The organism is uncultured Wocania sp. (genome assembly GCF_964021735.1).
Classification (GTDB): domain Bacteria; phylum Bacteroidota; class Bacteroidia; order Flavobacteriales; family Flavobacteriaceae; genus Wocania_A.
Window position 1 is genome coordinate 1 of the sequence record NZ_CAXIBN010000059.1, and the last position, 16905, is coordinate 16905.

The 16905-nt window shown below is 31.4% G+C and carries 13 protein-coding genes; 11 read left to right on the forward strand and 2 right to left on the reverse strand.

The annotated features are described in order from the left end of the window. A partial coding sequence (locus tag AADI82_RS07040) for a TlpA disulfide reductase family protein (RefSeq protein WP_341215740.1) occupies nucleotides 1-942 on the forward strand: 942 nt, incomplete at its 5' end. Nucleotides 943-1007: 65 nt separating this feature from the next. Here AADI82_RS07040 and AADI82_RS07045 read toward each other — a convergent pair. Beyond that, nucleotides 1008-2561 carry an NAD(P)H-hydrate dehydratase gene (locus tag AADI82_RS07045; RefSeq protein WP_341215741.1) on the reverse strand — a complete coding sequence of 518 codons (1554 nt, stop codon included), beginning with the start codon at nucleotides 2559-2561 and terminating at the stop codon, nucleotides 1008-1010. 342 nt (nucleotides 2562-2903) lie between these two features. Here AADI82_RS07045 and thrA point away from each other — a divergent pair, with 342 nt between their 5' ends. The 4 genes from thrA to AADI82_RS07065 all read left to right on the forward strand — a co-directional run bounded on the left by thrA (nucleotide 2904) and on the right by AADI82_RS07065 (nucleotide 10544). After that, nucleotides 2904-5348: a bifunctional aspartate kinase/homoserine dehydrogenase I gene (thrA, locus tag AADI82_RS07050; protein WP_341215742.1), complete on the forward strand. Its 2445-nt coding sequence runs from the start codon at nucleotides 2904-2906 to the stop codon at nucleotides 5346-5348. An 86-nt stretch (nucleotides 5349-5434) separates the two neighbouring features. Continuing rightward, nucleotides 5435-6358, forward strand: a complete 924-nt coding sequence (locus tag AADI82_RS07055; protein WP_341215743.1) for a homoserine kinase — start codon at nucleotides 5435-5437, stop codon at nucleotides 6356-6358. 111 nt (nucleotides 6359-6469) lie between these two features. Continuing rightward, nucleotides 6470-7762 carry a threonine synthase gene (thrC, locus tag AADI82_RS07060; protein ID WP_341215744.1) on the forward strand — a complete coding sequence of 431 codons (1293 nt, stop codon included), beginning with the start codon at nucleotides 6470-6472 and terminating at the stop codon, nucleotides 7760-7762. Nucleotides 7763-7904: 142 nt separating this feature from the next. Next, nucleotides 7905-10544 (forward strand): ATP-binding protein, encoded by a 2640-nt coding sequence (locus AADI82_RS07065; RefSeq protein WP_341215745.1) that lies wholly within the window; start codon nucleotides 7905-7907, stop codon nucleotides 10542-10544. On the opposite strand, the gene AADI82_RS07070 is transcribed toward AADI82_RS07065, so the two are convergent. Next, nucleotides 10528-11208, reverse strand: a complete 681-nt coding sequence (locus tag AADI82_RS07070) for a LytTR family DNA-binding domain-containing protein (protein ID WP_156113334.1) — start codon at nucleotides 11206-11208, stop codon at nucleotides 10528-10530. The two genes, AADI82_RS07065 and AADI82_RS07070, sit on opposite strands and share 17 nt — an antisense overlap. A gap of 115 nt (nucleotides 11209-11323) precedes the next feature. Here AADI82_RS07070 and AADI82_RS07075 point away from each other — a divergent pair, with 115 nt between their 5' ends. The 6 genes from AADI82_RS07075 to AADI82_RS07100 all read left to right on the forward strand — a co-directional run bounded on the left by AADI82_RS07075 (nucleotide 11324) and on the right by AADI82_RS07100 (nucleotide 16809). After that, a complete protein-coding gene (locus tag AADI82_RS07075) occupies nucleotides 11324-12808 on the forward strand; it encodes a vanadium-dependent haloperoxidase (protein ID WP_341215746.1) in 1485 nt (494 codons plus the stop codon). Between the two features lie 79 nt (nucleotides 12809-12887). Then, nucleotides 12888-13316, forward strand: coding sequence for a hypothetical protein (locus AADI82_RS07080; protein WP_034039929.1), 429 nt, complete (start codon nucleotides 12888-12890; stop codon nucleotides 13314-13316). Between the two features lie 348 nt (nucleotides 13317-13664). Then, on the forward strand, nucleotides 13665-14747 hold the full coding sequence (gene gcvT / locus AADI82_RS07085) for a glycine cleavage system aminomethyltransferase GcvT (protein ID WP_341215747.1): 1083 nt from the start codon (nucleotides 13665-13667) through the stop codon (nucleotides 14745-14747). Nucleotides 14748-14768: 21 nt separating this feature from the next. Beyond that, nucleotides 14769-15605, forward strand: a complete 837-nt coding sequence (locus AADI82_RS07090; protein ID WP_341215748.1) for a sugar nucleotide-binding protein — start codon at nucleotides 14769-14771, stop codon at nucleotides 15603-15605. 57 nt (nucleotides 15606-15662) lie between these two features. Next, nucleotides 15663-15956, forward strand: a complete 294-nt coding sequence (locus AADI82_RS07095) for a 4a-hydroxytetrahydrobiopterin dehydratase (protein WP_341215749.1) — start codon at nucleotides 15663-15665, stop codon at nucleotides 15954-15956. 133 nt (nucleotides 15957-16089) lie between these two features. Further along, complete coding sequence (locus tag AADI82_RS07100) at nucleotides 16090-16809, forward strand: YebC/PmpR family DNA-binding transcriptional regulator (RefSeq protein ID WP_341215750.1); 720 nt, start codon at nucleotides 16090-16092, stop codon at nucleotides 16807-16809. Nucleotides 16810-16905 lie beyond the last annotated feature (96 nt).

Consider the following 16905-nt stretch of genomic DNA (forward strand, 5'->3'; position numbering starts at 1 on the left):
GTTACTTTATCAGGAAAAATAACTGATAAGAATAGTGACTCTTTGGTTGTAAGAAATAGAACATACTCTAAAACATTAAAAGTTGGAGAAGATGGTACTTTTAAAGATACTTTAAAGGTAGAAACAGGAACTTATAACTTTTTTGATGGTAAAGAATCTACTTCAATATTCTTAAAAAATGGGTATGATTTAAACATATCTATAGATACTAAAGAATTTGACGAGTCTATAACATATTCTGGCATTGGTTCAGAATCGAGTAATTATTTAGCAAAGCAAGCCTTAATTAAAGAAACAGCTTTTCCTCCAGGTTTTTTCGATTTAGATGAAGAAGCTTTTAAAGCAAAGGTTAACGAAATAAACAAAGAATTTTCAGATTTATTAGGAAGTTTTAAAGACTTAGACTCAACACTTATTGCTAAAGAAACAGAGCAAATTAGTAAAATGCCTGAGCAAATTTTAAGTTATTACAAACAACAAAAAGAAAGAGCATCTATGATGGCTGAGCTTATTGGTAAGCCTTCTCCAACGTTTGATAGTTACGAAAACAATGCTGGTGGCACAACATCTTTAGTCGATTTAAAAGGAAAATATGTTTATGTAGATGTTTGGGCGACATGGTGCGGACCATGCAAAGCAGAAATTCCATTTTTAAAAGAAGTAGAGAAAAAATACCATGACAAAAATATAGAGTTTGTTAGTATTTCTGTTGATAAAGCCAAAGACCATGACAAATGGAAAACTATGGTAGTCGAAAAAGAATTAAGCGGTATTCAATTATTTGCAGATAAGGATTGGAGCTCAGATTTTGTTAAAGGATATGGTATAAGAGGTATTCCACGCTTTATACTAATTGACCCAACTGGCAATATAGTTAATGCAGATGCACCAAGACCTTCAGATCCAAAACTTATTGAAGTATTTGAATCACTAAATATATAGTAGAGTTAAAAAGCTAAAAGTTGCAATCTAAAAAAGTTATTTTTTAGATTGCAACTTTTTTATGTCTATGCTTTTGGTGAATCATCTTCTTCTTTTTGAGCTTCTTCGGGTTGCTTAAACAAATCTATAAAAGCCTCTCCTAAGTAATCGATAACATGACTTGCAATTAAACTTTGATACCCAAAATCTTCAACAGCAATGTCGGCAGATTTTCCGTGTAAATACACACCAAAAATGCTTGCTGCTAGCGGATTATATCCCTGAGAGATTAACCCCGTTATAATTCCTGTGAGCACATCGCCGCTTCCGGCCGTGGCTAACCCAGGGTTTCCAGTTGTGTTTACATAAAGTTTTTCTTCAAATACAGTTATAGTGTTTGCTCCCTTAATAACAACTATAGCATTATACTTCTTTGAAAAAGCTTTTACTTTCTTTAATTTATCAAAATCGTCTTTCCATTTGCCAATTAAGCGTTCTAACTCTTTAGGATGTGGTGTTAAAACAGTAGCTTCTGGTAACAATTTTAATAAGGCTTTCTTTTTAGATAATATATTAATTCCATCAGCGTCTATAACTAATGCAACCTTATTAGTTTTTAAAAATGCTTCAAATGCATTTACAGTTTTAGTATTTGTACCAACGCCAACCCCAAAGCCAATAACTGTTGGTGTTATTTTGAAATCGATTTTAGAAATTAGTTCTTCATCAACATCAGTTAAAACCATAGCTTCAGGGAAAGAAGCTTGCAAAGCATGATAACCACATTTTGGAATGTATACACTAACCAAACCTGCTCCAGCAGATAACACTGCTCTACTTGCTAAAGTTACAGCACCAATTTTACCATAGCTTCCTCCAATTATAAGTGCATGTCCAAATTGCCCTTTATGCGAAAATTTTTTTCTAGGCATATACAGAGGCAATACTTCATGTTTACCAATTAAATCTACTTCAGTTGCGGTGGTGTATAAAAATTCTTGATCTAAACCTATATCTAACACTTCCCATTGCACAGTATACTTTGCTGTTTCTGGTAAAAAGAATACTAATTTTGGAGATGCAAAACTTAATGTGTAACCAGCCCAAACCACAGCATCTTCATCTTGAGGAATTTTATCTGTACTTAATCCAGATGGAATATCGATAGCCAAAGTAAAGGCTTTAGTGCTTCTAAAATGCATGAATAAAGCTTTAACCCAATCGTCAACTGGTCGGTTTAATCCAATTCCAAAAACAGCGTCAACTATTATATCATCCTGATGTATTTCAGGAAAATCCTCAGTACAATTTAAAAGCGTTGGCCATTTTTTAGTCACATTTTTAATCCGGTCGTAATTAATTAAAAAATCTTTAGAGCGTTTATCGCTGCAATTAACAATATAGGTTTTAACATTATAACCATGTGTTATTAAATGTCGTGCAATTACTAAGCCATCACCCCCATTATTACCAATGCCACAAAACACATGTATAGGTACTTGAGCACCTTGCATACGCATGTGCATCCAATTAAAAATTTGTGTTCCTGCGCGTTCCATCAAATCAGTAGAGGAAATATTTTGGCGTTCTGAAGTTAACTTATCGCCTTCATAAATTTGTTCTTTGGAAAATATTTTCATTAGCTGATTATCATTTTTTTAATTCTTAATATGTTTTATCATTATTCTTTTGTAAAAAGAGAAGCTTCATAAGAATACTGTAAAAATATACGTTTTGTTTTTTTATTAGGCTAAAAATAATACATTTGGCTTGTATTATATATGAATATAATGAATCTTTTAAACCAAAATACATCTATCGTGTTCCCTTTTTCTACAAAAGGATTAACACCTATTTTTGGTGCTACTACAATTACTACTACCCTTTGGGGTTGCTAATTATATTATCTTCGGACTATCTTTGTAATTTTTATAATTACACTTTTTTAAACAATTTATTAAAAACATTAATTCATTAAAAAAATGAAAGTTTTAAAATTTGGTGGAACATCTGTAGGTTCTGCAAAAAACATAAACAAAGTAATACATATTTTAGATAATTATTCAAAAGAAGACAATGTAGTATGTGTAGTTTCTGCTATTGGTGGTATAACCGACAAACTACTACTTGCTGGTAAACAAGCTCAAAATAAAGACAACGATTTTTTAAACACATTTAATAATATAAAGGAGATTCATTTTGAAATTATAAATGAATTGAATCCAAATAAAAGTGAGTCTATTTTAACTAATGTTGATAATAAATTAAACCAACTCAAAAATTTATTAGATGGCATATATTTAATCAATGAATTATCACTAAAAACATCAGATAAATTAGTGAGTTTTGGAGAATCTTTATCATCTTACATAATTGCTGAAACGGTTAAAAACAGAGGATTATCGGCTGTACGAAAAAATTCTCAGAAATTAATAATTACTAATTCTAATTTCACAAAAGCAGAAGTCAATTTTAATATAACGAATACAAATATTCAAAACTATTTTAAATCTGCCGAACAACAAATCACAATACTTCCTGGTTTTGTAGCTAGCTCGACTTTAGGCGAACAAACTACACTTGGTCGAGGTGGTTCTGATTTTACTGCAGCTATCGTAGCAGCGGCTTTACAAGTAACACAATTAGAAATATGGACCGATGTTAGTGGTATGTTTACTACCAATCCAAAACTAGTAAAGCAAGCGTATCCCATAGAAAAAATTTCGTATCAAGAAGCTATGGAATTATCGCATTTTGGTGCAAAAGTTTTATATCCTCCAACGGTACAACCTGTTTTAGATTTAAACATTCCTATTCACATAAAAAACACGTTACAGCCAGAAGCAATAGGTACTATTATTTCTAATGATGAAACTAATGAAGCATCACCAGTTAAAGGTATAAGTAACATAGGCAATATTGCATTATTAACCCTTGAAGGTAGTGGAATGATTGGTATTCCTGGGTTTTCTAAACGTTTGTTTGAAACTTTAGCACAAGAAAAAATAAATGTTATTTTAATTACACAAGCATCATCAGAACATTCTATTTGTTTAGGGATTGATGAAGCTGATAGCAAAGCTGCAAAAAGAGCCATTGATGCTACTTTTGAAAATGAAATTACACTTCATAAAATAAATCCTATTATAGTGGAAATAGGATTATCTATTATTGCACTTGTAGGAGATAACATGAAAAACCATCAAGGGATTAGCGGTAAAATGTTTAGTAGTTTAGGTAAGAACAATATTAACATTCGTGCTATCGCTCAAGGCGCATCAGAGAAAAACATATCAGCGGTAATCTTAGAAAAAGATGTAAAAAAAGCTTTAAACACATTGCACGAACAGTTTTTCGAAACACAAACAAAACAACTTAATGTTTTTATAACCGGTGTTGGTAACGTTGGTGAGCGCTTAGTTGAACAAATTAATAAGCAAAAAAAATATCTAAAAGAAAATTTAAAAATCAACTTACGTGTTATTGGATTATCGAATTCAAGAACTATGATTTTTAATGAAGAGGGTATTAATTTAAAAACTTGGAAAGAAAAACTAGCAAGTGGGGAAAAAGCAACATTAAATGGCTTTTTTAAAAAAACTAAAGCATTGAATTTACGCAGTAGTATTTTTGTTGATATAACAGCAAATAAAGAAGTTGCAAATTTATATGCTAATTACTTAAGAGAAAGTATTGGTGTAGTGGCGTGTAATAAAATTGCATGCTCAAGCAATTACGAAAACTATAAATTATTAAAACGTCTATCACTTAAATATAATGCCCCCTATTTGTTTGAAACTAATGTTGGTGCTGGATTACCAATTATAGATACGCTAAATAATTTAATTGCTTCAGGCGATAAAATCACCTCTATTCAAGCTGTGTTATCTGGTAGTTTAAACTTTGTTTTTAATAATTTCAATGATACTACAAAGTTTTACAATGTAGTTAAACAAGCCGCTGCCGAAGGTTACACAGAACCAGATCCAAGAATTGACTTAAGCGGTGTAGATGTCGCTAGAAAAATATTAATTTTAGCTAGAGAAAGCGGTATGGAAATGAACTTAGAAGACATTGAAAACACCCCATTCTTATCGGAATCTGGATTGAAAAGTAACTCTGTCGATGATTTTTACCAAACACTAATTGATGATGAAACACATTATCAAGCTTTATATGCTTCAGCGAAAGTAAAAAATTGTCAACTAAAATATGTAGCCCAATTAAATGAAGGTAAAGCCAGTGTTGGTTTACAAGAAATTCCAGAAGGACACCCTTTTTATAATTTAGAAGGTAAAGATAATATTGTAATGTTTTACACCCAACGTTACCCAGAACAACCAATGATTATTAAAGGTGCTGGAGCTGGAGCCGATGTTACGGCTTCGGGTATTTTCTCGGATATTATTAGAATTGGAAATGATTAAAAAGACCAAAGAATAAAGAAAAGAGAACGAAGACCGTTTTATATAAGTCTATTTTCTCTTCTCTATTTTCTTATATCTATAAAAATATGAACGAAATAAAGATATTTTCACCTGCAACAGTTGCCAATGTCGCCTGTGGTTTTGATGTTTTAGGTTTTTGCTTAGACACCGTTGGTGATGAAATGGTAATTAGAAAAATAAACAAAAAGGGCGTTTTTATAACTAAAATTAAAGGTTTTGATTTGCCTTATGAAACCGAATTAAATGTAGCTGGTGTCTCTGCTTTGGCAATGTACGAATCCGCAAAACCAGATTGCGGATTTGAGATTGAAATCTATAAAAACATAAAGCCAGGAAGTGGTATTGGTAGTAGTGCCGCTAGTGCAGTTGGTAGTGTTTTTGGAATGAATGAGCTTTTAGGCAAACCATATAACAAAACCCAGCTTACAGAATTTGCAATTAAGGGCGAAGCCTTAGCTAGTAAATGTGAGCATGCCGATAATTTAGCACCAGCTATTTTTGGTGGCTTTACCTTGGTTAAAAGCGTATCGCCTCTTGAGGTTTTACAAATTCCAGTACCTAATAATTTGTATGCTACTATTATTCATCCGCAAATTGAAATAAAAACTTCTGAGGCTAGAGCGATACTTCCTAAACAAGTTACGCTTCAAGATGCCATAACACAATGGAGTAATTTTGGAAGTTTAATTCATGGTTTGCACACCAACGATTATCAATTAATTAAAAGATCCTTACACGATGTCATTATAGAACCACATAGAAGTAAATTGATACCTTATTTTAAAGACGTAAAAAAAGCGGCTTTAAAAAATGGTGCTTTGGGTTGTGGTATTTCTGGATCTGGACCTTCAATTTTTTCTTTATCTGAAGGAATAGAACAAGCTAAAAATGTGAAAGATACTATAAAAGAATTATACTCTAAAACAAATATAGTGTTTGATGTTTTTGTGTCAAAAATTAATGCTGAAGGAATAAAAATAATAAATTAATTCAGTCATGACGAAGAGGTACGACGTGGTAATCTTTCTAATTCTTAGCAGATTGCCACAGCAAATAAAAATTTGCTTCGCAATGACTCAAAACTGAAATTACCAATAAAAATGAATTATTATAGCTTAAATAAAAATGCCCCAAACACATCATTTAAAGATGCTGTTATTAAAGGATTAGCGCCAGATAAAGGATTATACTTCCCAGAAACCATTACACCTCTACCTAAATCATTTTGGAATAATTTCGATAATTTATCGTATTCAGAAATCGCATTTGAAGCCATAAAACAATTCGTATCTCCAGAAATACCTGAAGCAACTTTAAAAACAATAGTAAAAGAAACCTTATCGTTTGATTTTCCAGTAGTAAAACTAAATGATAATATTTCTACTTTAGAGTTATTTCATGGTCCAACCATGGCTTTTAAAGATGTCGGTGCACGTTTTATGGCGCGTTGTTTAGGCTATTTTAATAAAGACAACACCAACGAAGTTACTGTTTTAGTAGCCACATCTGGCGATACTGGTGGTGCTGTAGCCAACGGGTTTTTAGGTGTAAAAGGTGTAAACGTAGTTATACTCTACCCTAGTGGAAAAGTTAGTGATATCCAAGAAAAGCAATTAACTACTTTAGGTCAAAACATAAAAGCATTAGAAGTCAACGGTACGTTTGACGATTGTCAAGCCATGGTTAAAACCGCTTTTTTAGATGATAGCTTAACAAGCAACATGCAACTTACTTCTGCTAATTCTATAAATGTAGCACGTTGGTTACCGCAATTATTCTACTTTATGTTTGCTTACAAACAATTGCATAACAAACATAAAGATATTGTGTTTTCTGTACCTAGCGGAAACTTTGGTAATGTATGTGCAGGCATGATGGCTCAACAATTAGGCTTGCCTGTAAAGCATTTTATAGCTTCCAATAATGAAAATAATGTGGTAACACGTTATTTAACTTCTCAAGTATACGAACCAAAACCATCAGTACAAACCATTAGTAATGCTATGGATGTTGGTGCGCCAAGTAATTTTATTCGTATTGAAGAAATCTATAAAAACAACTTTGATGCATTGAAAGGAAATTTATCATCATATAGTTTTTCTGATGATGAAACCAAAGAAGCTATGATTGAAATTTACAACAATTATAACTACGTTGCAGACCCACACGGAGCAGTTGGATATTTAGGCTGTAAAGCTTATTTAAGCGGCAATCCGAATGCGCATTGTGTGTTTTTAGAAACCGCACATCCTACAAAGTTTTTAGATGTTGTAGAAACTGTTATTAAAGAAGAACAGCCTTTACCAGAGCAAATACAAGCTGTTATGGGGAAAGAAAAAGTAGCTATTAAGATTTCTACTTATGAGGATTTAAAAATATTTTTGTTGAAGTAAATACTACAAGTGAAATTATATTCATAAAATATTTTAAATATGTCAACTCATATTTATTCAATGAGATTAATGGTTTAAATTTTGCTATGTACTAAATATTCTTTCGTAATTTGCATTAAGTTATTCATTATAGCTTAATTTGATGAAGTATAGACATTCAATTGTATTTCGATTAGCACTTTTTTTTACGGGATTAATCATCTTTTCTATTTTACTATCAGGCTATTTGGTATTTAAAAAATCATCCCATGTGATTATTGAATATTCCAAAAAGCGAATGGTATTTGAGTCTGAACTTGCGGAACAAGCTTTTTATGCTTTGCTAGGAGAAGTTTCTAATGATATAGCCGTAATAGCTTCAAGTCCATCTTTACAAAATTATGTGCTTGGCGATTTCTCAAAGAAAGCTAATAAGGATATCAATCAGTTGTTTAGCACAGTTCTTAAAAATAAAGCTTCCTATTTTCAAATTAGATATATAGGTACAAAAAATAACGGTGAAGAAATTATCCGTTTCGATAAAATAGATGGCAAAATATTAAAATCCAATGATTTACAGAAAAAGGGTGATCGAGATTATTTTAAAGAGGCTATTGGCATAAAAAAAGGGGAATTCTATTTTTCCAAAATCAATTTAAACGAAGAATATGGAGTCATCAGTCTACCCTACACACCAACATTAAGAGCAGCAAGTCCCATTTTTAATGTATCCAATAAAATTATTGGAATTGTTATTATAAATGTGAATTTAAATAAATTTTATAATATTCTTAATAAAATATCTAACGAAGAATCTCAACTTTATTTAATTAATTCTGAAGGTGAATATTTATATGCACCTGAAAAGAATAAAGAATTTGCTTCTCAAAAGAATAAGATCTATAACTTTTATGAGGATTTCAGTGTTGACTCTAACACCATCATAAACTCTGAAAACAAAAGTGACAATTCAACAAAAATATTAGGTAATGGTGTGCTTAGCTACATAAAAGAATTAAATTATTTTCAGGAAAAGAGAAAGATTTATTTGATTTCAACCATAAAACAAAATGTGCTTCTCAAAAGTGCCCAATCTGTTAGAAGCGACAGTATTCAAACATTGCTATGGGTGTGTTTAATTTCCATTTTGGTTTCTTGGCTTTTTGTAAGCTTCATTTCAAAAAAAATTAACCAAGTTACCAAAGCCATTAGTAACTACGATAAAGGGTTAGCTGTTAATATCGAACTTCCAATAAATAGAAATGATGAAATAGGTATTTTAGCTAGGGCATTTGATAAAATGAAAACCAAAATTGACCAAAATTTAAAAAAACTCAATACAGCTCTTGAAAAAGAAAAGCAAGCAAAACAACAACGGGATGAGTTTTTGCAAAATATGAGCCACGAAATGCGAACGCCGCTTAATGCCATTTTAGGACTTAACCAATTGCTACGTAAAAACACACCGTCAGATGCGCAATTGCCTATAATTGGAGCGTTGGAACGTAGTTCTAATAATTTAGCTGGTTTAGTTTATGATGTTCTAGACCATAAAAAGCTTGTTGAAGGAAACTTGAATATTAAATATCAGCCCACCAATATATGCCAACTCTTGAAGGATATACATTCAAGTTACCGCTATGAAGCCATACAAAAAGGTTTGTCGTTTAATATTGAAATAGAGGAACAACTTGAAAATGAAACTTTTCAAACAGATCCGTTACGCTTGTCTCAAATTATAACCAATCTAGTAGTAAATGCCATAAAATTTACTTTAAATGGAAATATTACTTTGCATGCTGCCATTGTAGAGCATAACGGAAAATTCATAGAAATTAGAGTTACAGATACGGGTATTGGTATTTTACCTGAGAATATCAACAAAATAAACAATCGTTATTTTCAAGAAAGCGACTATATATCAGGACGCTATGGGGGGTATGGTCTAGGTTTATCAATTGTTAAACAACTAACTAACTTGTTTGGAGGCTCTTTTAAAGCCAAAACAAAAAAAGGCAGTGGATCAGAATTCTATGTTAAGCTTCCTGCCATTCCTTCAACTTTAAATAAAAGTAAAAACGATAATTCATTAAAAGAAATCACCTTACCCCAGCTGGAGCATTCTTATAAAATTCTTCATATAGAAGATGATAGCTCTACATTGGAATTAATGAAGCATATTCTAGAAGATAAATACATTATTTTAAAACAAGTTACAAAATTGGATGATGCTAAAGAATATTTAGCCCAAAATTCTCCTGATATAATTTTTAGCGATTTATTGCTAAATGAAACCCAACTAAAGTCAGAGCTTAAAAATTGGATAAAAACAAAAAAAATAGATTGCCCGCTTGTTTTAATTTCGGCTTTAGAACCTGAAGTCATGGCATCTATAAGTCCTATGTATTTTCAAAAACCCTTTGATATAGATCACTTAAAAGATTTTATACACAAAATATTAGGAGCTAATGAATTTTCATTACCAGATTTCTCCAATATATACAGCAATTATGATTATGATAACAGTAAGATTGTTAAAGTACTTAATTTACTTATAGATGAATTTGAAACTTACATGACACGAATCGATACTTGTATTGCCACCAAAAACCAAGACGAATGGGAAGCTATTTTACATAAACTTATAGCTCATATAAACAACTTAAAATTAACCTCTTTATTGGACGTGCTGCCCAATGAGGTTAAATCTTTAAAACAAAAAAACGCCCAAAAAGTATATAACACATTTGCGTATTACCTTTGTTGTTTTAGATTAGAAAAACGTATTAATTTAAAAGATTGATTTTTTTCAACACCTCTTTTTCATAACTCTGGCTTACTGGAATATGTGTATTGTTAATTTCCATAAAATTATTTCCAATAGTACTTATTTTATTTAAATTAACAATATATGAACGATGTACCCTTTGAAAATAATTTGGTAATTTAACTTCTAAATCTTTCATAGTCATTAAGGTCAATATTTTACTATTGTTACTGAAAACCGAAATATAATTAGCCTCAGATTTAAAATAAAACACTTCTTCTAAATTAATTTTAACCAATTTATTTCCATCTTTAACAAATAACCTATCCGCCTTGTTTTTATACTTTGAAATAAAATTATTAACCTTCTGAAAGCCTTTAAAAAACCTAGGAAAATTAATTGGTTTAACTAAAAAATCAACTATTTGATTGTAATTATAGGAATCTGATGCAAAGTTTTTATTTGAAGTTATCATTATAACAGCTGCGTTTTCGTCCACGATTTTCAAAATATCTTCCCCTGTTATATCTGGCAAATTGTAATCCAATAAAATGATATCAAAATGGGATCGATTTAAAATATTTATTGATTCAAACCCCGAAGTTGTAGTTACTACACTGGTAATTTCATCAATCTTATTGCAAAAATGCTCAAGCAAGTCACACATTAAAGGATCATCATCTATTATAAGGCATGTCATAGTTTTATCAAATAAATTACATGTTTCGTCAAGCAATATAATTAAACCGTACAATAAAAAAACATAATAAAGAGCAAAAGGTTAATATTGAAATATAAAAACCACTAAAAAAATTATGAAATTAAAAACCATTCCATTAGCCATTATTGCATGTTGTTTCTTCTTTTTCACGAATTGCAAAGATAATTCTAAAAGTAAAATGGCTAAAAACATTGTCAATAAAACAGAACAACCAAAAGGAGAAAACAATGTGGCTTACCAATGGGCTTATTTAGCACTGGAAGGCACTGCAAACGATACTGATAAATTTAAACCAAGACCAACTATTACTTCTAGGTTTTTAGGTCTTATTTTTACCTCTATGTTTGATGCTTGGACCAGATATGATGATAAAGCTAATCCTGTATACTTATCAGATGTCCCGCGTCAATCAGAAACAGAAAGAACATTAATAAATAAAGAAATAGCTGTTAGCTATGCGGCTTATAGAGCTCTAAACGAATATTATTTTTCAGATAGTATCATGTTTAGAAATAAAATGATAAAACTAGGATACGATCCTGATAATACTAGTCTAGATCCTAATACGCCAGAAGGTATTGGTAATTTAGCAGCAAAAATGGTTATTGAAGCACGTAAGACAGATGGATCTAATCAATATGGCGAGGTAGAAGGTTCTATGGGCAAACCTTATTTTGATTATACGGGGTATACCCCTGTAAACGATGTTGATAATAATGTTGACTTAAACAGATGGCAACCTAAACTCTTTTCAGATGGCAAAGGCGGTAAGTTTGCTCCTGGGTGTTTAACACCATATTGGCAAAAAGTGAAACCTCTTTTATTGAATTCAGCAAATCAATTTCGTCCTGGTCCGCCACCTATGGTAGGCTCAGAACAATTAAAAAAAGAAGTTCAAGAAGTTATAGAACTACAAGCTAATTTAACTCCAGAGAATAAAGCCTTAGTAGAATTTATGCGTGATGGACCAAAATCTGTACAGCAAGCTGGACATTGGCTTAAGTTTGCTCAAGATGTTTCTAGAAGAGACCATAACACTCTAGATGAAGATGTGAAAATGTATTTTTTAGTGGAATCTGTTGCTATGGATGGTTTTATAGCTTGCTGGGATTCTAAAATGTTTTATGATTATGCCCGTCCTTATGCCTTAGTACATGACTACTATCAAGATCAGATTATCAAGGCCTGGGGTGGGCCAGAAAAGGGCATGACTCAACTTAAAGGACAAGAATGGAGACCTTATTCTCCAGATACTTTTTTATGTCCTCCTTTTCCAAGTTATGTTTCTGGCCATAGTACAATAAGTGGTGGCTGTGCGGAAGCGTTAAAGTTGTTTACAGGTGATGACAAATTCGGATCGGAGGCTGAATTGATACCAGGTGCACTTACTGAACCAAATAACCTTGGCAATCCTGTAATTCTTAAATTTCCAACATTTACTAAAACTGCAGAAATGGCAGGCATCTCTAGAGTAATGGGGGGCTATCATATTCAAGCAGATAACATCGAAGGCCTTAATTTAGGGCGTAAAATTGCACGTTATAACTATAAAAAATATCTAGAGCTTGTAGGTGAATAAAAGCATTCAACTATTAAAATCACGTATTATTCATTTGGTTAATTAACCAAATGAATAATACGTATATAAAAATTTTATTATGGTACGTTTTATAACTAATATAAACAAAACTAGATTATTAACTATAAGCATAGGTATTATTTATTCATGGTTTGGAGCTCTTAAATTTTTTCCAGAACTAAGTCCTGCTGATACTCTTGCAAAAAAGACCATTTCATTTTTAACCATAGGAGTTTTACCAGAAATGATTAGTATTTTAACTTTAGCACTCATAGAAGTAATCATTGGATTTTTTTTAATATTTAACTTTCAACTAAAAAAGGCTATTATTATTGCTATTCTTCATTTAGTACTTACATTTATTCCTGTATTTTTTTTTCCAGATATTTCGTTTTCTAAAGCCCCATTTGTGCTAACTTTAGAGGGACAATATATTATAAAAAACATTGTCATTATTAGTGCCCTACTATTAATCTATACGTTAGATAATCATAAAACTATTGCCTAATTTATAATATTAGGGCATACTAAATAAGATGACATCAGAAAAATGAGCAAAAACTAGTTAATTTATTTATCAAAAACTAAAATATCATGCAAGTTTGCTGCTAATTAGAAAATGTTATAAACATGTTTTGGAGTGATTAATATATTAAGGAAATTAATTTACCAAAAGTTAGGCTTAAATTGTGATTTTTTTCGATATGCTCTAAAAATTGAAACTAATGACAACTTAAAAAGTTTAGTACACTAAAGTTATCTCGCACAATGCTTTTCATTATTTTTCCTTCAGCGAAAGCGATATATATAAAATTTCTATACATTTGCTTTACCAAAAATTAATAGATTTTAGTAAATGAAAAACACAGCCTTAACTCAAACTCACGAAGCTCTTGGAGCAAAAATGGTACCCTTTGCAGGCTATAATATGCCTGTGCAATATGAAGGTGTAAACGCAGAACATGAAACCGTAAGAACTGCAGTTGGAGTTTTTGATGTATCTCACATGGGTGAGTTTTTAATTGAAGGTGAACATGCCCTAGATTTAATACAAAAAGTAAGTAGTAACGATGCCAGTAAATTAACTATTGGCAAAGCACAATACAGTTGTTTACCAAATGATGATGGCGGTATTGTTGACGATTTAATTATCTATAAAATTAAAGAAGAAAGTTATTTATTAGTAGTTAATGCTAGTAACATAGAAAAAGATTGGAACTGGATTACATCTAAAAACGATGTTGGTGCTACTATGCGCGATTTAAGTGAAGACTACTCATTACTTGCCATTCAAGGGCCTAAAGCTATTGAGGCGATGCAAAGTATTACCAGCCATGATTTATCTGCTATTAAGTTTTACAATTTTGTAGTTGGCGATTTTGCAGGTGTTGAGAATGTTATTATTTCGGCAACAGGTTATACTGGTAGTGGTGGTTTTGAAATTTATTGTAAAAATGATGATGTAAAGCAAATTTGGGATAACGTTTTTAAAGCTGGTGCAGATTACGGTATTAAACCAATTGGTTTAGCGGCTCGAGATACCTTACGTTTAGAAATGGGATATTGTCTTTACGGAAATGATATTGATGACACTACTTCTCCAATTGAAGCAGGCTTGGGATGGATTACAAAATTTACTAAAGACTTTACAAATTGTAAAAACTTAAAGGCAGAAAAAGAACGTGGTGCAGAACGTAAACTCATTGCTTTTAAACTAGACGATCGTGGTATCCCGCGTCAAGGATACGATATTGTTGATGGTAACGGACAAAAAATAGGTATTGTAACTTCTGGTACTATGAGTCCTAGTTTAGGTATAGGTATTGGTCTAGGTTATGTCCCAGCTATTTTTGCTGCGGTTGATAGTAAAATAAACATTCAAATACGTAAAAATGCAGTTCCAGCAACGGTTATAAAATTGCCATTTTATAAAGGATAGAATAAATCCTATATATTATAAATGAAGGAGAAGGCGACAGAAAGTAAACATAGAATTTTAATTCTAGGGGCAAGTGGCTTTTTAGGTGGTGCTATTTACAAAGAACTCTGCTCCTATTTTAAAACCTACGGCACATATAACGTGGCCAACAAAGCCTTCGAAAAAAATCATCATTTTTTTCAGTATAATATTGAGGATGATGATGTTTACGAAATTTTAGATGCTGTAAAACCAACTATAATTATTTCAGCACTACGTGGCGATTTTTCAAAACAAATTTTAGTCCATCAACATCTTGCAGAATATGTGTTTTCAAAAAAAACAAAACTCATATTTCTATCCTCTGCGAACGTTTTCGATGCTTACAGTAAATACCCAAGTTACGAGACCGATAAAACCTTAAGCAATAGTATCTATGGCCATTTCAAAATTAAGATTGAAAACATGCTATTACGATTACCTAAAAAACAAGTTGCTATTTTAAGGATACCTATGGTTTTTGGTAATCAATCGCCTCGTATATTAGAATTTATTAATCATATTAAAGAAAAAACACCAATTGAAGTGTTTCCAAATTTAATAATGAATGTAACGACTGATACTAAAGTAACACAACAAATTCATTATGTAATAAATAGGAATAAATCTGGAGTATTTCACTTAGGAAGTAATGATTTGGTGCATCATGATGAATTTATAAAAGACATAATAAACACTTTAAACTTACCAAAAGCCATTTACAAACAAGTATATACAACTAACGACGACAGATATTTAGCTGTATTACCAAAATATAATTTACTCCCAAAAAACCTACAACTAATTAGTCAAGACATATTAACAGAATTAAAAATTTAATTGATTTTAATATTTGAAATCATTACATTGAAATTATTACCATAAAACATATAAATCATGAATAAACTATCAGATGATGATATAGAAAAAAAATTATTACACTTACCAGATTGGGAATATTATGACGATGCCATTCATGCAGAATTCGAGTTCGAAAACTTTAAAGATTGCTTTAGTGCTATGAGTAGAATTGCTTTTGAGTGTGAAGCCTTAAACCATCATCCAGACTGGAGTAACGTATATAATGTACTTACAATTTCTTTATCAACTCATGATGTTAAAGGCGTAACCGAAAAAGACTTTAAATTAGCAAAAGCAATAGAACATATTGTAGAACCAGACGAAGAGTAAAAATTAATTTCAGCAAGACTAGTAACTGTTTTGAGCACTTTAAATATTATCATTTTTAGTTGCTTTTATTTCTACTTACTTTTATTATTTTTACGCTTACATTTTAACTTAACAACAAACAACCTTACAAATTATGGGAAGAGCTTTTGAATTTAGAAAAGCAAGAAAAATGAAACGTTGGTCTGCCATGAGCAAAGCCTTTACACGTATTGGTAAAGATATTGTAATGGCTGTAAAAGAAGGTGGTCCAGACCCTGATAGTAATTCGCGTTTACGTGCCGTTATACAAAACGCAAAGGCAGTAAACATGCCTAAAGATAATGTAGAGCGTGCTATAAAAAAAGCAAGCGAAAAAGGTCAAGGCGATTACAAAGAAGTTATTTTTGAAGGCTACGCTCCCCATGGTATTGCCATTTTAGTAGAAACTGCTACCGATAATAATACACGAACTGTAGCTAATGTACGTAGCTATTTTAATAAATGTGATGGGAGTTTAGGCACATCTGGATCGGTAGTTTTTATGTTCGATCATACTTGTAATTTTAGAATTAATGCAGAAGGATTAGATCCTGAAGAAATAGAGTTAGAATTTATAGATTTTGGTGCCGAAGAAGTTTTTGCTGATGACGATGGTATTTTAATTTACGCACCTTTTGAAAGTTTTGGAGCTATACAGGCTGAATTAGAAAACAGAGGTATTGAAATTTTATCTTCAGGTTTTGAGCGTATTCCACAAGTTACAAAACCATTAACAGAAGAGCAAGCTGCCGATGTTGAAAAACTATTGGAAAAACTTGAAGAAGATGATGATGTGCAAAATGTATATCACACTATGGAAGAAAGTGCCGAATAAAAAACTACTTAAAAATAAGATTTTCATCAACCTGAACTCGTTTCAGATTGACGCATTTTCTATTTATTCTTCACATAAATCAATTTAAATCGTGTA